We start from the raw sequence: 20,766 nt of genomic DNA, 5'->3' as shown, positions 1-20,766 counted from the left end.
AGTTTCGGTGGTCAATATTGTTCTGAGCATCGCCGGCTCGCTCCTCGGAGTCCTGGGGATCATCTTCAGCCTCGCCGGACTCGCAGTCGCGGTCTTCGCAGTCGTCGTCTGGATCATGGCCATGGTCCAGGCGAACAACACCGGCGGTGTCCGTGCAGAGCTTCCCATTGTCGGAAAATTCACTGCCCCATATGCCGATCGGTTGGCCAACTCGGTCAAGTAGCGGCATATTCGAAGTCCCCAGCTGGATTTCGCAATCGAGGATGCTGTCGGCACCCCTGTCGGCGGCCAGGTGCGACAGTCCGAAGATCAACGGCCCGAGGCTATCTCGGGCCGTTGGCGTCCGCGCAGAACGTCCGATAGTCGTCCGCGCGGAACTTGCGATAATGCCGATGGGCGGTTGCGCAGGCCTGAGCTACGCACCACGCGGGCGTCGGGCTACGAAGACATATTCTCGACTGTCCTCGGTGAACGGTTCGCCAGCGAACCCGCCGTGGAGTGCCTCGAGTTCCAGGCCTGCCACGTCGAGAAGTCCGAGCCACTCGTTCTTCGTCGCCCACCACAGGGAGCTCACCGCGCCATTGTCCCGGACCAGGTCAACCCGATTGTCGCCCAGCGCGTACCGGATCGTGTGCGGGACCGGTCCGAGCTTGCGAGTGCCGTCCAGGCGTGCTGCGATGTGGTGATCGAACGCGAACGCGTTCCAGGCGAACCGTCCGCCGGGCCGCAGGGAGGCGGCGACACGCTCGAAGACGCGGCGGCGGTCCGCCCAGGTGTTCAGGTGCAGCAGCGCACGGAACGGGCAGTAGATCAGTGCGGCCAGCCGATCGAGGCGCAGGTCGCGCATGTCGGCCTCGCGCAACTCGAGTCGAACTCCAGCCGCAGCAGCCCGGATCATGGCCTGCTCGAGCATTCGAGGAGAAGTGTCGACACCGACGACGGGCTGCCCGGTGGCTCGGGCGACTGGGATCGCCACCCGGCCGTTGCCGACTGCGAGTTCGACCAGCGGCCCGTCGGCGTGACCGGCAAGTTCGACATAAAAGGCGATATCCGCCGTCATATCTGTCGACCATTCCTCATAGTGGTCCGCGAATGCCTCGTTCCAGCTCATGCGACCAAGACTGCCCGTCCGCCCAAGGAAACCCAATCGATTTTGGTCGCAACTGGGCGACACCACCGTCCGCTGCGGGCGGACAATACCGAGCCCGGCCCGGCCATGCCGCTGGTCGTCCGTCAGGTTGGCGCATTCGATGTCGATGGTTGCCGTGCCCGTCTGTGGTAGGGAAACCTCTCGGGCATGGAAGAAGCGATCGAGTCTTCGGTGTTCGAGACAATCAGCAAGGTTGAACCCGAGCCGATCCGCGAGCATTGGGTGGTTGTCGCGGACAAACGCTATCCGCCCAAGCAGGTGTATCAACTGATCACCGGTTTGCCTCGCTCGGCGTATACATCGCATCGAGCCCTCGCCGAGTTGCGCAGGTTGGGGCTGTCGACCAGCGTCTACACGCCGCCGCGGACCGAGGCTGTCCGAGCGGAGGCCTCCGACGGGTCCGGTGGGTCCAGTGGTATTGATGAATTGGCCGAGTCGTTCGCGACGCTGTCACGGTTTCTCACCGACCACGACCTGACAGCGCACCTCGCCGACGCGGAGGCTGCCCTCCATCATGCGGGATCCGCAACGAGTCGTGAGGTGACAACCAAGTACGGATTCAGCGACGACCTTCTCGACGCCGCACTGGCTGTGCGCACACAGGTCGGGCGCCTCAACGACGTCATTCATGCGACCGTCATCGCGCGCGTGCTACCCGTCATCTTGGAAGAAGGAGAGGTCGTCGTTCGGCGGCCCTCTCTGGGAGCGGGAAATGATCGGTCGCGGCCGTTCGATCTGGAAACGGACCGTCGGATCGCCGAGTTCAAAGTCGCACAGTGGAAGGGTGCCGACACTATGCGCAAGCGAGGTATCGTCTCCGACCTGGTTCACTTGGCGCTCGATGAAAGCGGTCGGCGTGCTCAGCTTTTCGTCGTCGGCGCGCTGCCGGTCCGGTTTCTTACAACAACCAAGTCGACGATCGCGTGGGCACTCGGTCGATCTTCTCCTCACACCAGGTCCCGGTTCGAGCAACGCTTCGGACCTGCAACCGATTTCACCATTGCAGAATTCGTTCGTGTCCACGGCGAACGCATCGAACTGGTCGACCTGGCAACACTCGTCCCGTCGTTGGCGCTTCCGCCAGAGCTTATCTGACGACCGCGGTGTACGCTTCGTTGCCGGACGAGGCTCACGCTACTGCAACAACGATGTAAGCGGACCTGCAGGGAGCAGGCGGAACGATGTCCGGTAGCCGCGTATCGGGCGGATACCGTGCCTGCAAACTCGATTCTCATGGGGCAGACGTTCTTCCAGAAATAGATCCGAACGGGGGCATTCCGAGACCGGTCTTTGCCGCGGTTCGTTGAAGCGAGGTTTCGATCTGAGCTGTCCGAGGGCTCCGCGCGCGCGGTCGGGATCGCCAACATCACCTGGCGCGACGGCGATTCCACCCGCGTGCACACCCTCGGCCTCCCGCCGCTGGATGTAGTCACCATGGGCTCGAGTTTCCACTGGACCGACCGCGCAGCTTTGTGACCCCGCGCTGGTGGCGGCTTAGGGAAAGAGGATTAGCTTGCCGTCACGGGCCACCACGATGATGGCCCGGCCCGGCCAGGCCCGCCAGCATTACCGGCGCCGCCGTGACCACGGCGACCGCCACGCCCCCGCCGTCCGTCACCTGTTCAACAAGATGCTCGGACCAGGTAGGCGACTCCGGCGATTGCGGTGGCGGTGCCGATGGCCAGTTTGAGCTCGTGCTCCACGGGTTTCGGCGCACTGGTGGTTCGCGCCGGGCGACTACTGCTCGCGCCGGTTGCTTGCTCGGCGGTGACCGACCGGCAGCAGAAGCAGGTTCAGCAGACCGGCCGATGCGGCCATCAGCAGGCCGCCGTCGAGGTAGTGGCAGGCCATCGCGCCTAGATAGCCGGGGCCACCCCAGGCGTTGACTGTGAAGTTCGGGTCCAGGCCCGCGAGTACCTGTACGCCGATCCGGTACGGGCCGAACACCAGCATCGCCATCGGCAATATTCCGATCAGCAGGCGAAGCACCGCGGTCGGGTGGCGCCGGGTGGCACGCACGGTGTGTGCGAGCCGCGAGGCAGCGGTGGTACCGAGCGGGGCAAGCAATGAAAGGCGACTCGTGTGGGCGGGGCGCCGTCGCAGTACGACCATGGTCACGCCGCCGGCCAGTATGAACACCACGATGTGCGCCGGCCACGCGGCGGTTCCGTCGACGTGTGCTGCGAGGTGTGGGGACCGGTTGAGATAGGTGATGCCACCGGATATGAGCCCTGCCACCAGGGACGTGGTCGCGATTGCGACCAGCGGTCGGGACAGCCTGGGCCGGATGCCGACGCCGTCCGAGCAAGGGGTCTGCGCAGTGTTGGTTCGGGTGTGTGCGGTGTCGCGTGCATTCATGGCACCACTGTCGCCCGCAGGCCTGATCGGTGTCGTCATCCTCGGGCCTGGACCTGGCCGTCGCCCTCGGACGGATGTCTCGGAACATCTCAGCCTTCCGGATGATGCGGTACTTCGACGTCGGAGCGATGCGTCGGCAGTGGCGGCCCGGCTACCGTCTGCGCTATGGCGATTACCTCCGTACCTCGGGATCACGCCGGGCCCCCGGCATCGCTTCCGTGGCACCAACGGCTCATTCCGATGCCGCATCGAGCGGATGGCGCGGGGCCGGACACGCGCGACATCGCAATCGCGGCTGTCTGCTATGCGGCGTTCACGCTGCCAGTGCTGGTAGGTGTGACCGGTGGAATCGGGTCCCTGGCGGCGATCACGATGCTCGGCGCCGCCACCGTGGCCCCGTTGATCGTCAGGCGACGCTGGCCGGTCGCGGTTCTCTTCGCGGTGTCGGGCGTTCTGTGCCTGTCCGCGGTGCTCGGCGTTCGCTTCACACCGTGGGTGAGCAATGCGGGTCCGGCTATCGCCATCGCCGCATTCACAGTCGCAGACCGGCGATCCCGCCGCGACTCGGCGCTCGCCATCGCCGCGGCGGCCATCGCCGCCTGCGGTGCCGCGCGGGTCGGTCTGGACCTGCATCCCGACCAGGACCAGGACTTCGTGCAGTTGCTGATCGCCGCCCCGGCCTGGCTGCTCGGCGACATGGTCCGGACCCGCCGCGAATACCGGCACAGCATCGCCGTGCAGCGACGTCACCGGGCCGAGGAGGAGGAACGCCGGATCCGGGCCGAGGAACGGCTACGGGTGTCGCGAGATGTGCACGATCTGCTCTCACACACATTGAGCATGGTCGCCGTCCGTTCCGGAGTAGCTCGTCTGCTGCTCGACGAACAGCCGGGCGAGGCGCGTCAGGCACTGAGCACGATCGAGACGGCCAGCCGGTCGGCGCTGAACGAACTGCGGCGGGTGCTGGCGCAAATCCGTGAACCCGGGCCATCGCACGAAACAGGCGAACCCGGTCTCGCCGAGATTGACGAACTCATCGATGGGATGGGTCATGACGGCCTGGTCGTGGAGTACCGCATCGTCGGTGAGCCGGTCGGCTACCCGGCGTTGCTACAGACAACCGCCTATCGCATTGCGCAGGAGGCGCTCACCAACGTCGTCAAACACGCGCACACCGCTCGTGCGCAGGTCGAGGTCCGGCATGCGCCACATGAACTGACCGTGTCCATCGTCGATGACGGCCCGGCAGCTCAGCATGCCGGTTGGTCCGACATCGATGACAGTGGATCTGGCCTCGGTCTGGTCGGGATGCGAGAGCGGGTGGCGTTGTTCGGCGGCCGCTTCGAGGCCGGACCCCGACCCGAGGGCGGCTTCGCTGTCGTCGCCGGTTTCCCGATCGGTGCGGACGACGATGCCTGCTGACAACCCCCACGGAGATCCGATCCAGGTGCTCATCGCCGATGACGAGGGGCTTGTCCGCGCCGGATTCCGCGTCCTCGTCGATTCCGCGGCGGATCTCACCGTGGTGGGCGAGGCAGGCAACGGCGGCGAAGCGGTCCGCCTCGCCCGCCAGCTGCGACCCGATGTCGTGCTGATGGACATCCGGATGCCGATCATGGACGGACTGGAGGCGATGCGGCACATCGCCGCCGCGGGCTCGGACGGTCCGCATGTGTTGATCGTGACCACCTTCGACGAAGACGAGCACGTCTTCCGGGCGCTGCGCAGCGGAGCAAGCGGTTTCATCCTCAAGGACTCCCCGCCCGAGCAGCTGCTGCACGCGATCCGCGTCATCGCCGACGGTGACGCCCTGCTGACCCCCAGCGTCACCCGCCGGATGATCAGCGCCTTCGCTCGACAACCCGCGGCACCGGTCTCGCAGCCGGACGCGCTGGCCGCGCTCACCGACCGCGAGCGCGAAGTCCTCGGGCACGTAGCGGCCGGACGATCGAACGCCGAGATCGCCGACACCCTTTATCTCAGTGTCGCCACGGTCAAAACCCACGTCGGACGTCTGCTCACCAAACTGTCGGCCCGCGACCGTGTGCAACTGGTCGTCCTCGCCTATGAAACCGGTCTCGCCGTGCGGGGCGTCCCATCCGAGAGCTCCTGACCTGTGAGGATTCGTCCTCACTGCAAGGATGTTCAGCATGCCGAGGCCGTATCCGGAGGAGGTCCGTCGCTATGTCGTTGCGGTCGCCCGCAAGGGTGAATCCCCAGTGCGGCAGGTCGTGCAACAGCGACCGGACAGTGCGGCTGACCACGGCACTGCGTCGATCCGGCATCGCGGTGAAATCCTACGATGGTGCTGGAGTCCGCATCACCGTCGCCGACCGATCAGCGTCGGACGCGGTGATGCGGATACTCGCCGGATGGGAGCCATGAACAGGTCGACACCACATACCTCCGCGGCGGACCAGGAGCCCGACTTCGAGACATCGCTGGCGCTGGACAATCAGCTGTGCTTCGCCCTGTACGCGACATCACGCCTGGTTGCGGCGGCCTATCGGCCGTTCCTGGACCGAATGGGGGTGACCTACCCGCAGTACCTGGTTCTGCTGGCGCTGTGGGAGCAGCCGGGATCGAGTATGAAACAGCTGTGCGCACGCCTGAGCCTCAACTACGGCTCGGTCGCACCACTGGTCAAACGCCTGGCTACGGCCGGCCTGGTAGGCAGCGACCCGGGCGGCGCCGACAAACGAGAAGTCGTGCTGCGTCCTACCACGGCGAGCGGGGCGCTCGAGGATCAGGTCAGATGCATGATCGAAACCGTCGCCGTTGATGTCGGACTGTCGCCACAGGATCTGACCGGGCTCCGGGACCAGATCAACGACCTCGCACGACGTCTCGCCGAAACCACCCGGCTGCAGACGGGGCGTATCCCCGGGAATAAACACGAAAATCTATAGCCCCAGGACGATATCGGCGTCTGCGGGCCTGTCCTAGAGGAGTTTGTCAATGCCACGGAACTTTAACGGCCCGAACGGTTTTCGCGCGCTGGGTCAGGCCTCGCTGGGCGCGCTACTGGTCTCTGCCGGCACCGGTCATCTGACGTTCCAGCGCCAGGAATTCCGGGCGCAGGTCCCGCACTGGTTGCAGCTGGACCCCGATGTTGTCGTTGTCGCGTCCGGTGTCGTCGAGATCGGCCTCGGCAGCGCGCTGCTCGCCACCTGGAAACAGCCCCGCCGCGCCCTTGTCGGCGGCGCGGTCGCGGCGTTCTTCGTCGCGATCTTCCCCGGCAACATCGCGCAGCTGGTCAACCACGCCGACGCCTTCGGTCTCGACACCGACACCAAACGTGCTGTGCGACTGGTCTTTCAACCGCTGCTCGTCGCGTGGGCGCTGGCCGCCACCGACAGCCGCCGCGCCCTGCGGGAGCACCGCGCCCTGCGGAATCGCCGATCGGCGTAGCTGGGCTCGGATGCAGCGTTCATCGCCTGCGCTGGGCCGGTGGGTCAGTACTGTGGTCTGGTGACAACGGCAGGCAGTGCGGCGGCCGCGCGGGACCTGGCGCTCACGCTGGACCCCCGGGCGGCGGCCGCCGCGATCGTCAGCGGGTGGCGTTCGGCGGCCCTGGCCCCAGGTTCCGGCTGCTCGGCGATCGCGACCTGACGGTCAGCACCTTCTCAACGCCACCACCCTGTTCTCGGCGACCAGCTGATAGTCCATGGTGCTCTCATCGCGTACCGCACCGGTCACCGCCGATCTGCTGAGGAGTATTCCGCCCCCTGCGGTTGCTGCCGAGGCCAATACCCGCCACAACTAAAAGGTGGCGGTGTCGATGACGAACCGGTAGCGGGCGTCGCTGCGTAGGACGCGGTCGTACGCGTCGTCGATGCGGTCGGCCGCGATGACCTCGATCTCGGCGCCGATGCCGTGGTCGGCGCAGAAGTTCAGCATCTCCTGGGTCTGCGGCAGGCCGCCGATGAGTGAGCCGGCAACCGAGCGTCGCGCCCCGATCAGGGAGGGGGCAGGGATCAGCATCGGCCCGGGCGGCATACCCACCACAACCAGGGTGCCGTCCAGCTTCAGCAGGCTGATGTACTTCACCATCGGCAGCTCCGCCGACACGGTGTTGATGATCAGGTCGAAGTGGCCGCGCAGGGTGCGGAAGGTGGTCTCGTCCGCGGTCGCGAAGTAGTGGTTGGCACCGAACCGCAGCCCGTCGTCCTGCTTGCTCAGCGACTGGCTCAGCACCGTGACCTCAGCGCCGAGCGCCGCCGCGATCTTCACACCGATGTGGCCGAGCCCGCCCATGCCGATGATGGCGACCCGCTTACCCGGCCCGGCGTTCCAGTGCCGCAGTGGGGAAAACAGGGTGATTCCCGCGCACAGCAGCGGCGCGGCCTGCTCCAGCGCGATACCGTCCGGGATCGACACCACGAAGCCCTGGGTCACCACGATCTGCGTCGAGTACCCGCCCATAGTGACGCCGCCGTCCTGCACCGACTCGGGAACCTTGTGGTTGTAGGTCCACGTCGCACCTCGCAAGCAGTACTGCTGCGACCCGGCCAGGCAGTTCTCGCATTCGCCGCAGGAGTCGACCAGGCAGCCGACGCCGACTCGATCGCCAACAGCGAATCCGGTGACGTATGACCCGACCGCGGCCACGATGCCCGCGATCTCGTGTCCCGGCACACAGGGATAGCTGGTTCCCTGCCACTCATTGCGTGCGGTGTGGATGTCGGAGTGGCAGATTCCGGCGAACTTGACGTCGATCAGCACGTCGTGGGGCCCGAGTTTCCGGCGTTCGACGGTGGTCTTCTCGAAGCGGCCGTCGGGGGCAGCGACGGCATATGCGGTAGCGAGGGTCATGGAGTACGTACCTATCGATGCATGGGTGCGGGGGGCAGGCGCTGGTCGGCGTCGACCTCATTTGTTGATGTCGAATTCAAGTTCATATTAGCGGGGACGGTGCGGTGGGTGCAGGACCTGGTCGATTGACGGGCGAGTGAACCTGTGCCCGCGTATGTCTCCACTGTCTCGATCATCCGACGGACCCGCCGCCGATTTCGCATGTGGCCGGTGAGGGGATGGGTCTCCGAATCGGCGATGTGCGGAGCGGTTGGACGGGGCGGTGGATGTGGCGATCGCTCCGGTCGGGCGTTGGTAGAGGACAGAGTTGTCGGGGTAGATGATCCATCGACCGCTGGTGATCGGAACTGTGAGACCAGACGTGACTCCGATGTCGAGAGTCTTCGTCGGCAGATGAACGCCATCCAAGCCCGCAATGCCTCAGTGGGCGGCGTTGAGGGTTGCTGTACCGGGCCCGGCCCTCCCAGTTCGGTCGGTATGGTCGGGGCGATCAGACTGCCGTTGGACGCAGGTTGGCGCCTCTTTGGGGAGGCGCCCGGCGACCTGCCGCAGTCGTGACGGTATCCGTGCGGTGGGTAGGGTGTCGTTGATTGGAGCCGAGGCCGCAGACTGGTTGGTAATGAAACTGCCTGAGCTTCCTGATCTACCGGTCCGTGGCGTTCTCGATCGTATTGTCGAGACGTTGGCCGAGCGCGGGACTGCTGTGCTGGTCGCGCCACCGGGGACTGGGAAGACGACCTTGGTGCCGTTGGCGTTGGCGGCGGGGACTGCGCAGCGGGTGCTGGTGGCTGAGCCTCGACGGTTGGCGGCTCGAGCCGCAGCTGCGCGGATGGCTTCTTTGCTTGGGGAGTCGGTGGGGGAGACCGTCGGGTACTCGGTCCGAGGTGATCGACGAGTAGGGCGGGGCACTCGGGTCGAAGTCGTCACGTCGGGATTGCTGGTGCGACGGTTGCAGAGCGATCCCGAGTTGGCGGGGGTTGATGTGGTTTTGCTCGATGAGTGTCATGAGCGGCATCTCGACGCGGATCTGTTGTTGGCGTTGCTGCTCGATGCTCGGGCTGGGTTGAGGCCGGATCTGCGGGTGCTTGCTACGTCGGCGACTGTTGCGGCTGAACGGCTTTCGGCGCTGTTGGGTGGGGATCGTGCGGCCCCGGTGGTGCAGGTCCAGGGGCGAACCTATCCCGTGGATATGACGTATGTTGCGTCGTTGCCACGCGAGCAAGTCGAAGCACAGGTGGCACGCGCCACCCGGGCCGCGCTCGTCGGAACCGAGGGTGACGTGCTCGTCTTCCTGCCGGGGGCAGCCGAAATCCGCCGGACGACAGCGCTTCTGGCCGACGTGGACGGCGTGGATCTCGTTCCGTTGCACGGCAGACTTTCCGCCGCGGGGCAGGACGCAGCGTTGCGGCCAGGGCCGCGGCGGCGAGTGGTGTTGTCCACGGCGGTGGCGGAGTCCAGTTTGACGGTGCCCGGGGTGCGGGCGGTGGTGGATTCGGGACTGGCTCGGGTCCCACGCATCGATCGGGGGCGTGGGCTGTCCGGGCTTGCGACAGTTCGAGTCTCGGTGGCGGTGGCCGAGCAGCGCGCCGGGCGGGCTGGGCGTGAGGGTCCGGGGCGGGTGTGGCGATGCTGGCCGAAATACGAGCACGGCACGCTGCCTCCCTATCCGGAGCCGGAGATTCGGACGGCGGATCTGACTCGGTTGGCGTTGGAACTGGCATGTTGGGGCACGGCTGATGGTCATGGCCTCGCCTGGTGGGATGCTCCGCCGCCTGGTGGGTTGGCTGCCGGCCGGGATGTATTGCGCGCGCTGGGGGCCGTGAACGGAGACGGTGTTGTAACCGACCGTGGGCGGCGCATCGCCCGGATCGGGCTGCATCCTCGGTTGGCGCGGGCGTTGCTCGACGGGGCGGCCGAGGTCGGTGCTCGGGCGGCTGCGGAAGTGGTCACTGTTCTCGACGACGACACTCTTGCGTCCGGAGTTGATCTCACGGCTGGTCTGCGTGTGCTGCGGCGCGAAAGGCCGGCACGCTGGCGGCGGGAGGTCGAGCGGCTGGCACGATTGATCGAGGTGTCGGACGGAGTCGACGATCCGGCTTTCGTTGTCGCGCTTGCTCATCCGGAGCGGCTGGCGCGACGGCGCGGCCCGGGTTCGGCGAGCTATCTCATGGTCGGCGGCACTGCGGTGACGCTGCCGCCCGGCTCCGGAATAGGTGATGCGGAGTGGCTGGCGGTCGGCGTTGCGACGCGCGATCCGGGTCGTTCCGACGGGTGGATACGGTTGGCTGCGGTCGCCGATGAACAGCTGGCCCGCCGTGCCGCATCGAGCCTGCTGACGACCATCGACGAGGTAGATTGGATCGACGGCGATGTGGTCGCTCGGCGGGTCGAACGACTGGGGGCGATCGTGTTGTCGGAGAAGCTGATTCGTGACCCCGATCGCCAATTGCTCGGCGCCGCCGTGCGTCGCGGACTGAGCTCGACCGGTCTCGGCCTGCTGCGCTGGGATTCCGATGCGATCGCCTTACGTCAGCGCCTCGACTTCCTGCACCGCACCCTCGGCGCCCCTTGGCCGCCGGTCGATGACGAGTCGCTGCTCGCCGCCACCGACACCTGGCTCGGCCCCGAACTTGCCACGGCCCGCCGCCGCGCCGACCTCGAACGCATCGACGCCGGACAGGCACTGGGTCGCCTGCTGCCCTGGCCGGACGCCGCCCGGATGGACGAACTGGCGCCGGAACGCTTAGAGGTCCCCTCCGGCGGCCACCCCCGCCTCGACTACTCGACCGACCCGCCGGTGCTCGCGGTCAAAGTGCAGGAAGTCTTCGGTTGGACAGACGCACCACGCCTGGCCCATGGCCGCGTCCAGATCGTGCTGCATCTGCTCTCACCCGCCCAACGCCCGGTCGCAGTCACTGCGGACCTGGCATCCTTCTGGCGCACCGGCTGGCCCCAAGTCCGCGCCGACCTCCGCGGTCGCTACCCCAAACACGCCTGGCCGGAAGACCCCACCACCATGCCCGCTCACCGCGGCACTGCTCGCAACGCCGGCCGCGGCTAGCCAAGACCCACGCTGACCCCACGTCCTTGGCTGTGGGGAATGGTTCGCACACCCTCCGGCCCACGTCCTGAGGCTCTTTGTCATCCGGGTACGGGAGGGGCGAACATGCCGTGCAGTCGGATCGGTAGATGGCCAGGGCCGGAAAGGACGCTATGCGCATCTGAACTCGACGGGCGATCACCATCGCGTCAGGTCGTAACGCAGTATCGAGAGTCCATCGCCGTCGCGGAGGCAGAGGATGTCGCCGCAGTATCCGACGAATATCGGTGTCGTCCGGCGCCGGATCTCCGCGAGGTGCCAGCCGGTCGACGGCTCCACGATACGCACTGCTGCGGAGTCGTCGCCGACGATGAGCAGCTGTGGGCGCGCCGCACCCGGCTGGTCACGAAGCCGGCCGACCTCGGTGGCAATGCCGTCGGTGGCCAGGCGCGCATTGCATACCACCGAATTCAGCGCGGTATTCACCACGCGTTCAGCCGGGGCGAGTAATCCGAAGTCATGGTGACCCAGCCCGACCGGGCGATGCGGTCCAACGTGCTCGAGCGCGACTGGGCCATCGATATTGTGCGCGTCTGCTCGATCACCGTTGTGGTTGTCGTGCACTGGATATCGATCAGGGTCACCGTGGTCGATGGCACCGTTCGCGGTGACCAGGCGCTGCACGGGCGACCCATCTGGGCATTGACCTGGCCGCTGCAGGTGATGCCGATGTTCTTCCTTGCGGGCGGATTCGCCAACACCCTGATCGTCGACCGATGCCGCGCCCGATGCCGAACCTACGGGGACTACCTCGGGTTGCGGGTGCGGCGGCTGACCACCCCGATGATCACGCTGATCGCCTTCATCGTCGCACTCGATATCGGCCTCGACGTCTTCTCCGAACGGGCCGCCGCGGCGACCGCCGATATCGTCGCCAGCCCGCTGTGGTTTCTCGCGGTGTACCTGATCGCGGCCATGGTCGGGCCGTTTGCCGTTCGCGCACACGATTTTTCGGCATTACTAGCGCCGATGGTGTTGCTGGGCTGCTCACTCACGGTGGACGTGCTGCGCTTCGGCGGGGTGGGCCGGTTCGCCGAATGGAATCTGATATTCGTCTGGCTGTTCTGCCATCAGCTCGGAATCCTCTACGCCCGTGGGACATTGAGCCGCGTCAGGGACGGCGGTGTGCTGCTGATAGCGGCGGCGGGTATCGGCGTGCTGATCGTCATGGTGGTTCCGGGACCGTACTTTCCGACGATGCTCGGGCTGGCCGACGCCCCGGTCTCCAATCTCGCGCCGCCGACCACGGCGATGTCGATTCTCGCGGTGACGCAATTCGCGGCGCTCGTACTGGTATCCCGGAGACTGGCCGGCTGGGAGCCGCGCGGACGCGCCCGCCACGTGATTACCACCGGGGCGACGCAGTTGATGAACATCTACCTCTGGCATATACCGGCAATGGCCATCGTGACAGGAGCGGCGTTGGCAGCCCCGGTGTTGCTGCCCAGCGATCCCCGCACCTGGTGGGCAGCACGCCCGGCGTGGATCGTCGCGGCCGCGGTCGTCCTGTTCGGATTCGTCCAGATCACAGGTCGGTGGGACGCGTTCTGCGCCCGATACGCCGCCCGCACCGCAACACTTCCGGTCCTTGCGGGCTCAGTGCTAGCGGCGGCGGGCATCTTCGCGCTCTGGCGCTACGGCCTTTCGCCACATGGGAAGGCTGGTCTCGCCGCGCTCACCGTCGTCCTCGCCGCCGCACTGCTCACCACGCCCCGGCGAATCACCCCGCCCGCTGATTACAGCCCGTCATCCGCGCCGACCGGATGACGGCTTTCGGATGTGCGAAGTGCGCAACGCTGATCCGCGGCGCTGTCCCCGCTGGTGTCGGTAGCGCCGGAGCCGTGGACTGAACCCGTCTGCCGTGTCTTGCATCGCAGCTCGATCAGTTCCTTGCGTTCGGGGCTGGTCGAGCCCGCGCCTTGGTTTCCTGTTGGTGCGTGCACGCTTCCGCGCGGGCGGCCTGGGAACACCGCGCCGAGGTGGACGGGCTACCCCTAATGACGGCTGCGACGAGGCGAACGGCGAAACGGTGTTCCTCGATCTCGGAGCGGCAGGAGCCCCGCTCGGCGGTGGACGCCTGCACCCGGGGCAGCCGGTCGGCGCCGCGCCGTGGTGGTCGTTGCGAGATAGGGTGTAGCTGCACGGTTCCCAGCTCCGGTGATCGTTGTTCAGTAAAGGGAGTCCGAGCGGATGGATCGCCGGAACAAGGGGATCGGCCGGCGCAGTGTACTGTTGGCGGCCGGAGCCTCGATCGCACTCACCGCAATGGCGCAGCCGACGCAGGCAGGGACGATCACGCGGAAGGTGTCAGCCGGCCCCGAGGAGCCCGGGAAGCGGGCTGACCTGGCGGAACAGGCAATCGTGCAGCGGCACTTGCGCCCGTTCTTGGGCCAGCCGCGGATGCGGCTGGGCACGCTCGTCTGGCCGGCGTCCTTGCTGGACCAGTCGTTCGTGCGATGGTGCTATTGGTGGCAAGCCCACCTTCTCGACTGTGCGGTGGACGCCGCGTACCGCGCCCGCACCCCCGAACGCATCGACCGGGTCGTCGCCCTCGCACGCGGTATCCGGACCCGCAATCTCACCGGCTGGACCAACCAGTATTACGACGATATGGCGTGGCTGGTGCTGGCGCTCGAACGCACCGAACGGCTGCTCGGTGTCCGGTTCAGCGACGCCGTCGGGGACCTGCGGGCCGCCTTGATAGACGGCTGGAACCCGGTCGTCGGTGCGGTGCCCTGGCGGTCCGGCGACGATTTCTACAACACCCCCGCGATCGGTCCGACCGGTATCGCTATGGCGCGTTTGGGCGAATTGTCCCGCGCCCGACAACTTGCCGATTTCTTGCACACCCGATTACGCGACACCGACAGCGGCCTGATCCTCGACGGTGTCCATGAGCCCGGCGGACGAATGGACCGGACTGTCCACACCTACAGCCAGGGCGTGACCATCGGGCTGGAAACCGAGTTGGCAGTGCGCACAGGCGAATCGAGCCATCACAGCCGTGTGGCAGCACTCGTTGCCGCAACCGAGGACCGGCTCACGGATGCGGGGGTGATCGCCGCGGCCGCCGGGGACGACTCCGGGCTGTTCATGGGTATCCTCGCCAGGTATCTCGCTGAAGCCGCACTGGCCTTGAACCACACCACCGCCGCGAATATCGTGCACGCTTCCGCGCGGGCGGCCTGGGACCACCGCGCCGAGGTGGACGGGCTACCCCTATTCGGTCCGGACTGGACCCGCGCGGTCACGGTGCCGGAGCATCCGGGAACCTTTTCCCCACTCACGCACTCGTCCGCCGCTTCGCCGGCGAACCTGAGCCGCGATCTGTCGGTACAGCTGAGCGGGTGGATGTTGCTCGAAGCGGATTACCAGCTCACCGCCGCGGGGCGCTGAGCCCACGGCAGCCGGGTGTAGTGGGCCGGTGGCATGAGCGGTTGTCTGTGGGCCACAGCCCATCTGGTCATCTCGCTGCGCGATATGCGGCATGTCAGTGCGTTTCGGCCACGCTGGTACGTTCGATATGGATTGTGCCGACGGGGAGGGACGATGACCGGCGAACCGGTGACGACGCTGTATGACTATCAGTTGGCGATGCTTCACGCGATGTGCAAGAGCGCTCCTGCTGCCGACTCCAACGCCGCATCGACCGTGCGCCAGCCCACCCGATACTTTCGCTCCAACGCCCCACTTCGACTCGCCCGCACGGCCCTGCGGATAGCCGCGTACAGTTCGGTCGAGCCGCAAATGCACAGTCAGGCCAGACGGAAATCCGCCTCGACTACCAGTCGACCGGAGCGGATACCCCGGTCACCGGCGTTCCCATCTTCGATGTGCCCCGCCGAGGGCACGTACCTGCGACAACCGAACCAGAACCGTCCCGCCACCACTAACGCCTACGCCACGGAGGCCGAACTCGTTGCCTCGGTTGACAAGTGGATGAGTTTCTACAAGTACTACTCGGCGGCACTCCGCGATCGGGAACCAAAGCCCCGACAGTTTCGAGCGCTAGCTCTCAGCGGTAGCCGTATAACCTCCCTGTCCACCATTCGGGGAGCCTCAGGTTGCGATTCCCGAGTGCTACCAGGCAACTCTGAAGTGTGGCGTCGTCAGCGGGTGCCCGCATCGGCGCGCGCGTAGAACGCGGCGAGGTCGTGGGGGTTCTTGATGTAGACGTCGATCTTGCGCACCGTATCGTCTTCAACCTGGTGGATCTCGACCATGGTCAGCGGGTACTGCTCACCGGTGGTGTGGGCCGTGAGCGTTCCGGTGAGGGTTCCGATTACGCCGGCCGGGCCCTCATACACCTCGGCATCGGTGATGGCGACGTCGGCGTAGCCCATCATCGCGCCCAGGATCGACTGGACGAACACCTCGCGGCCCTGGTGCACGCCGCCGTAGGGAAGCTGATTCGGCTCGTCCACGATCACCTCGGGGTCGAGCTTGGCCAGGACACCCGGCACGTCGCCCTTGCTCAACGCGTCATACAGCCCTCGTACGACATCGGCCGGGGTCTGCGTCATTGTCTCGATCTGGTCGCTCATCGTGTGCCCTTCAGTCTTGTTCAGGTACTCGAGCCCGCATGCGGAACTCGGTACGGGAAAGTTCGGCCGGCCGGGGCGCGTATGTCCTCGCACCGGTCGGGCCCCGGAGGACCGGGGCATGCACCATGCAACGGGAAGCGGCCGTGACGGGGGAGTTTCCGCTGTGAGGGGTTCTGGGAGGGTCCCCCACCCGCCGCGCGGGCTGCCTACGCTGTCCCCATGGACAACCGGGACGCAGTCAGCGCCTTTCTCCGCTCCCGACGCGAGAGGATCACGCCCGAGCAGGCGGGTCTGCCGACGTACGGTCAGCGGCGGGTGCCCGGACTGCGCCGGGGTGAGGTGGCCACGCTCGCCGGGGTGAGCGTCGAGTACTACACGCGCCTGGAGCGCGGCAACCTCAAAGGTGTCTCCGACGGCGTGTTGGACACGCTGGCCCAGGCACTGCGGCTCGACGGCACCGAGCGCATGTATCTGTACGACCTCGCCCGCGCGGCAGGACCGGCACCCCAGGCCCGGCGGCGGGCGATCCGGCCGACGGTTCGGCCCAGCGTGGCTCGAATCGTCGAAGGCATGCCGGGGCTGCCGGCGTCCGTGATGAACAACCGCCTCGACACGCTGGCCGCCAACTCGCTCGCCCGGGCCCTGTACTCGGAGATGTACGCCGATGCTACCTGCGGGGCGAACATCGCCCGGTTCGCGTTCCTCAGCCCCGCGGCCAGACGGTTCTACACCGACTGGGAGCGGATGGCCCGCTTCGCCGTGGGCGCGCTGCGCATCGAGGCGGGGAAGAACCCCTACGACCGGGAGCTGTCGAACCTGATCGGTGAACTGTCCACCCGCAGTGACGCCTTCCGCGTGATGTGGGGCTCCCAGGACGTATGTGTCTTCAGCCAGAGCACCAAACGCCTCAACCATCCACTCGTCGGCGACCTGGAACTCGACCAGGAGACCATGACCCTGCCGGACGAAAGCGGCTTGAGCGTGGTCGTCTACAGCGCGCCCGCTGGAACCGCCGCCGAAGAGGGCCTGAGGCTGCTCGCCAGCTGGTCCGCCACGACCGGACAGGAGCAGCACCCGGAATCCACCAGCAAGCTTCGTCCGTAGTTCCGCAGCACCTCGATGTCGTGATCGTCGGGGCCGGACTATCGGGCAATCGCGGCCAGGCCAACTACGCAGCGGCCAAGGCCGGTCTGCAGGGGTTCGCGGTGACGGCAGATGTTGAGCGCATTGGCTTGCACCCGACGGGCAGGAGTACGTTCAGCGTCGCCTATCTGGCTTGCCCGCAACTAAGATCTCCGGTGCGCAGGGCACTGGATTCGGGGCCACGGTGTAGGTGAGACGTTGGCGGGTTCGGTGCGGGGGCCTCGTCCCAGTCGAAGAGGGGTGCCGGCGGTTCCCTGTCGACGAGGTGATCCGAAAGACACAGCGCCGGAACCGAAGTCCGCGCCGCGATACGAGATCACCGTGCCTTCCGAACTCGGTGCGCCGAACGTCGCCTCGACGAACCCAGCGGTGCTGGAGAACGTCGTCTTGTCGAACCAGGCGAGGCCAGGGAACGTCGCCTTGCTGAAGTCGGCGTCGTTGTCCTGACTCAATTGATCTGATGCAAACCAGCGTCCTGAAGTGCGGTGCATCAGATTGATTGAGTCGCGCTGGTCGGAATGTGGCTCAATCAATCCGATGCCTGCGGAATCCGTCTCGGGAGCGCTGTCCGAGCTCACGCAGGGTGGCGATGCCGCATCCAGGGTCCGGCGCGGTATCGGATCACCGAGTTCAGCTGTGGCGGTGAGTATCTCGCTTTCAGGCCACCCCATACTCGTCCTCGAGGTGATCGAACGCGCTGATCCAGAAACCGGAGTCCGCCCAGCCTGACATCGTCACCGATTCGCTCAGCTCGCGTAGGACCGTGGCCGGTTCCTCACCTTCCTCCAACCGGGCGAGGTACCAGGTCAACATGCCCACCGCCTCGGCCAACTCGGCGAGCGAGTCGAAGGCGCGGCCGCGGTAGCCGTCACCGTGGTCCCACCCGCTCGGGTCATAGACGTCCACGACACCGAGCTCGCCATCGAGCATCAGTGTGTAGTCGTTGCCGTAGACGCCAAGTCCGTAGCAGTACTTCACCGGAGTAGAGTCATCATCGGGCTCACGGCGACCGAACAGCTCATCGGGGTCCTCCTCCCACAAACCTTGTGCAGGCAGGTCTGAGGAGTCGAAGCGGACGGCACTCAGGGACACCGCCGGGTACCCGATCGTCGAGAGAAACCTCCGGCTTTCCTCGTGCCTCAACCCCTCGGGAAGTTCCGCCGGGCGCCATACCGAATCCGCCCCGACGCACGATTCCAACCACTCCGCCGAGGGCCGGGCTGCGGCCGCGTCGATATCCGTCATGCCGACATTGAAGCGTGTACGCATGACCACCGTTTCAAGTGCCCCCACGGCTGGGACGCCACAACTTCCCTCGCGCAACCTCATGGCATCAGATTGATCGAGTCGGCATCAGTTCGGCAGAGTCAGGACAGTGGTCGTTGACCGCCGGGTGCCCGGAGTGCGTGCCAGCCGCCGATAAGGCTTGCATCCCAGTAGGATTCGGCGGTCAGTCGCTCGCCTCGACAAGCGGGCGGTCAGTCCGGACAGGGGACATCCTGCCGCAAGTGCGATTCGTCACTGAGATGTCAGTGCGTGCTCGTCACGAGGAATGTCAGTAGGAGGGCTGGCTAGTTACCCCCGGCTTCCAGACCGAACTCACCGTGAGGTCGCTTGTGGAAATCCTGATTGCGGTGAGCGGCCATACCGATCACGTACGGGCGGTGGCGTGCATCCGGCTCGGCGACCGACCGTGGCTGTCACCGCAGTGACGACGCGACCGTGCGGGTGTGGGATCTCACGACGTTGTCTACCGTCGCGGTGCTGGATTGCCTGACTCCGTGTCCGCTCGTTGCCGCATGTCTCGGTGTGGCGAGTCCCGCCGAGATTCTCATCGGTGTCGACAACGACATTGCCATCCTCAACTACGAGGGGGGAGTTCGCTATCTGATTCATCTGTGCCGAGGGGCGTCACGTAAGGATGCGACGGGGCGGGCCGTTTTCGATGCGCTCCCACCACCTGCCATCCGAGTCGAGGAGACGAAAAGTGATGGACACATACCACTTCTCGTCGGTTGCTGGGCGCAGAGGGCGGCCGGACTCATTGCTCACAAGCGCGATCGAGGTCCTCCACGCACTCCCTGGTGCGATCACACCGTTGAGGGCGGGGTCGGCCTTGCCCTGATAGTGGTCGGATGTTCCGTCTGGGCGCTGCAGTTGAGCGGTAACTGCGATAACGGTGGCAGCAAGGACCGGTTCCTTACTGTGGTTGCTGATCGTAACGACCTCCGGCGTCGGCACCTCCGAGACCACACTGCGCGCCCCGGGCCGCCGCCTACGACAGCCTCATACAGCCTGCGGTCACCTACTATTCGCGGAAGTTGGCTGTGGCGGCAGGGGGGTGGGAAGTTTCTGCGGGTCAAGTCCGTGGGCGGTGCGACGGACAGCAGCCGTTCCGTTGTCGGATGGAGTGCGCCCCGCTGGGCCTGTACACCGCGATGAGCGCAGATACACCCACGTGCCACATGCGAACGACTGGGCGACGCCGTCGTCGACGGGGCTCGTGCTCGAGCAACTCCCGATCGCGGAAGTTGCCGACGGCTACGAGATCATTCCGGATGTCCGGGTCGTCGACATGTGCGGTCACTCGATTGGCAGCATCGGCGTGCTGATCGAGACCGAGCACGGTCGGGCCGCGATCACCGGCGACGCACTGCACTTCGCATATGTCGCACAGACCAAGCGCTACCCCCTGATGTTCTGGGACGAGGACAAGGCCAACCAGAGTATCGAGCGAATACTCGATCTCGCGGACGTCATCTACCCCGGCCAGGATCGGCCGTTCCGACTCACCTCGGCGAACGAGATCGAATACACGCGAGAACACCGGCTCACCGTGACCGGAATGAACCCCGAATGTCGACGCTCGCTTTCGACCGAGACCCGGAATGGCCCGTCTGGGTGATGCCAGGTGTCGAAGTACAGCCCGAGAGATTCCAACGGGCCCAGGATCGGATCGATCAGCGAATCCAGAACGTCCCGCGGGTCGCCTGCGGTGTCTCCGAGATCGAATTCGACTGACGGCGTGGGTCACTCGGCGGCAGCGAGGGCTGCCATCGTGGCGTTGGTGAGGCGCGCGACGTAACCGTTATCGACCGATCCTCGGGTGATCAGGAGCCGGAAGAACAGTGGCGCGCCGAGCAGGTCCATGCCGAGCTCGCAGTCGAGGTGCGCGGGTAGTTCGCCGCGGTCGACGGCCCGCTGCAGCAGTTGGGCGGCCGCCGCGCGACGGGGCGTGGCCACCGCCTCCCGCAACGCATCGGCCAGATCGCGGTTGCGCGCCGCTTCGGCGAACAGGTCCGGAACGATCCGGCTCACCAGTTCATGGGTCAACACACCCACGACATCGCGGATGAACGCCTCGACATCGCCGCGGAGTGAACCGGTGTCGATATCCGCGGGGCTGTGCTCGCGCACTGCGGTGGACACCAGATCGATCAGCATGGCGTCCTTCGACGGCCAGCGCCGGTACAGCGCCGCCTTGCCGACGCCGGCTCGCCGGGTCACGGCCTCCATCGACAGCCGGGCGTACCCGGTCTCGGCGAGTTCGTCGAAGGCGGCGCGTGCGATCGTCTCGGTCACGCGCTCGCGGAGCACTGCCGCCCCCGCGGCCCGGCGACTACTCATGCGGCTACCTCTCTTGAACGGAACGGTTG

Annotated in this window: 19 protein-coding genes; 11 read left to right on the top strand and 8 right to left on the bottom strand. The window is 66.3% G+C overall.

The features are described 5' to 3' along the window. Together NL1_RS37665 and NL1_RS17025 are read right to left on the bottom strand one after the other, a co-directional pair. A partial coding sequence (locus NL1_RS37665) for a hypothetical protein (RefSeq protein ID WP_156094900.1) occupies positions 1-313 on the bottom strand: 313 nt, incomplete at its 3' end. A gap of 102 nt (positions 314-415) precedes the next feature. Further along, on the bottom strand, positions 416-1,111 hold the full coding sequence (locus NL1_RS17025) for a class I SAM-dependent methyltransferase (protein WP_245673330.1): 696 nt from the start codon (positions 1,109-1,111) through the stop codon (positions 416-418). Between the two features lie 186 nt (positions 1,112-1,297). On the opposite strand from NL1_RS17025, the gene NL1_RS17020 reads away from it, so the two are divergent. Beyond that, positions 1,298-2,245, top strand: coding sequence for a hypothetical protein (locus NL1_RS17020; protein WP_084510680.1), 948 nt, complete (start codon positions 1,298-1,300; stop codon positions 2,243-2,245). A gap of 642 nt (positions 2,246-2,887) precedes the next feature. On the opposite strand, the gene NL1_RS39055 is transcribed toward NL1_RS17020, so the two are convergent. After that, positions 2,888-3,169 carry a hypothetical protein gene (locus tag NL1_RS39055; protein WP_218024440.1) on the bottom strand — a complete coding sequence of 94 codons (282 nt, stop codon included), beginning with the start codon at positions 3,167-3,169 and terminating at the stop codon, positions 2,888-2,890. Between the two features lie 504 nt (positions 3,170-3,673). Between NL1_RS39055 and NL1_RS17005 the strand changes: the two genes are divergently transcribed. From NL1_RS17005 to NL1_RS37660, 5 genes are all read left to right on the top strand, one after another. Further along, entirely contained in the window at positions 3,674-4,930 is a 1,257-nt protein-coding gene (locus tag NL1_RS17005; protein ID WP_084510679.1) for a sensor histidine kinase, read from the top strand. Further along, entirely contained in the window at positions 4,920-5,621 is a 702-nt protein-coding gene (locus NL1_RS17000; protein WP_067840495.1) for a response regulator, read from the top strand. The genes NL1_RS17005 and NL1_RS17000 overlap by 11 nt, the downstream gene beginning before the upstream one ends. A gap of 259 nt (positions 5,622-5,880) precedes the next feature. After that, a complete protein-coding gene (locus NL1_RS16995) occupies positions 5,881-6,417 on the top strand; it encodes a MarR family winged helix-turn-helix transcriptional regulator (protein ID WP_084510678.1) in 537 nt (178 codons plus the stop codon). Positions 6,418-6,466: 49 nt separating this feature from the next. Next, positions 6,467-6,919: a DoxX family protein gene (locus NL1_RS16990; RefSeq protein WP_067840492.1), complete on the top strand. Its 453-nt coding sequence runs from the start codon at positions 6,467-6,469 to the stop codon at positions 6,917-6,919. A 60-nt stretch (positions 6,920-6,979) separates the two neighbouring features. Further along, positions 6,980-7,120 (top strand): hypothetical protein, encoded by a 141-nt coding sequence (locus NL1_RS37660; protein WP_156094898.1) that lies wholly within the window; start codon positions 6,980-6,982, stop codon positions 7,118-7,120. Between the two features lie 150 nt (positions 7,121-7,270). On the opposite strand, the gene NL1_RS16985 is transcribed toward NL1_RS37660, so the two are convergent. After that, complete coding sequence (locus tag NL1_RS16985; protein ID WP_067840490.1) at positions 7,271-8,323, bottom strand: NAD(P)-dependent alcohol dehydrogenase; 1,053 nt, start codon at positions 8,321-8,323, stop codon at positions 7,271-7,273. Between the two features lie 415 nt (positions 8,324-8,738). Here NL1_RS16985 and hrpB point away from each other — a divergent pair, with 415 nt between their 5' ends. After that, complete coding sequence (hrpB, locus tag NL1_RS16980) at positions 8,739-11,384, top strand: ATP-dependent helicase HrpB (protein WP_307622981.1); 2,646 nt, start codon at positions 8,739-8,741, stop codon at positions 11,382-11,384. Between the two features lie 177 nt (positions 11,385-11,561). Here the strand turns inward: hrpB and NL1_RS39550 are convergent, their stop codons facing one another. Continuing rightward, on the bottom strand, positions 11,562-11,852 hold the full coding sequence (locus NL1_RS39550; RefSeq protein WP_067840488.1) for a hypothetical protein: 291 nt from the start codon (positions 11,850-11,852) through the stop codon (positions 11,562-11,564). Positions 11,853-11,882: 30 nt separating this feature from the next. Between NL1_RS39550 and NL1_RS16970 the strand changes: the two genes are divergently transcribed. Beyond that, a complete protein-coding gene (locus NL1_RS16970; RefSeq protein ID WP_067840486.1) occupies positions 11,883-13,190 on the top strand; it encodes an acyltransferase family protein in 1,308 nt (435 codons plus the stop codon). A 423-nt stretch (positions 13,191-13,613) separates the two neighbouring features. After that, positions 13,614-14,819 (top strand): glycoside hydrolase family 76 protein, encoded by a 1,206-nt coding sequence (locus tag NL1_RS16965; protein ID WP_084510677.1) that lies wholly within the window; start codon positions 13,614-13,616, stop codon positions 14,817-14,819. Between the two features lie 713 nt (positions 14,820-15,532). Here the strand turns inward: NL1_RS16965 and NL1_RS16960 are convergent. After that, on the bottom strand, positions 15,533-15,967 hold the full coding sequence (locus NL1_RS16960) for a nuclear transport factor 2 family protein (protein WP_067840484.1): 435 nt from the start codon (positions 15,965-15,967) through the stop codon (positions 15,533-15,535). Between the two features lie 219 nt (positions 15,968-16,186). Between NL1_RS16960 and NL1_RS16955 the strand changes: the two genes are divergently transcribed. Continuing rightward, positions 16,187-17,071, top strand: a complete 885-nt coding sequence (locus NL1_RS16955) for a helix-turn-helix transcriptional regulator (RefSeq protein WP_067840482.1) — start codon at positions 16,187-16,189, stop codon at positions 17,069-17,071. Positions 17,072-17,767: 696 nt separating this feature from the next. Here the strand turns inward: NL1_RS16955 and NL1_RS16945 are convergent. Then, the gene (locus NL1_RS16945; RefSeq protein ID WP_084510676.1) at positions 17,768-18,439 is read right to left on the bottom strand and encodes a hypothetical protein; all 672 of its coding nucleotides are present in this window, start codon (positions 18,437-18,439) and stop codon (positions 17,768-17,770) included. Positions 18,440-19,568: 1,129 nt separating this feature from the next. On the opposite strand from NL1_RS16945, the gene NL1_RS16940 reads away from it, so the two are divergent. Beyond that, positions 19,569-20,015: an MBL fold metallo-hydrolase gene (locus NL1_RS16940; protein WP_156094897.1), complete on the top strand. Its 447-nt coding sequence runs from the start codon at positions 19,569-19,571 to the stop codon at positions 20,013-20,015. Between the two features lie 125 nt (positions 20,016-20,140). Here the strand turns inward: NL1_RS16940 and NL1_RS16935 are convergent, their stop codons facing one another. Beyond that, the gene (locus NL1_RS16935) at positions 20,141-20,737 is read right to left on the bottom strand and encodes a TetR/AcrR family transcriptional regulator (RefSeq protein ID WP_067840477.1); all 597 of its coding nucleotides are present in this window, start codon (positions 20,735-20,737) and stop codon (positions 20,141-20,143) included. Positions 20,738-20,766 lie beyond the last annotated feature (29 nt).

The organism is Nocardia lijiangensis NBRC 108240 (assembly GCF_001613045.1).
GTDB classification, from domain to species: domain Bacteria; phylum Actinomycetota; class Actinomycetes; order Mycobacteriales; family Mycobacteriaceae; genus Nocardia; species Nocardia lijiangensis.
This window is presented reverse-complemented; position numbering and strand designations above follow the sequence as displayed.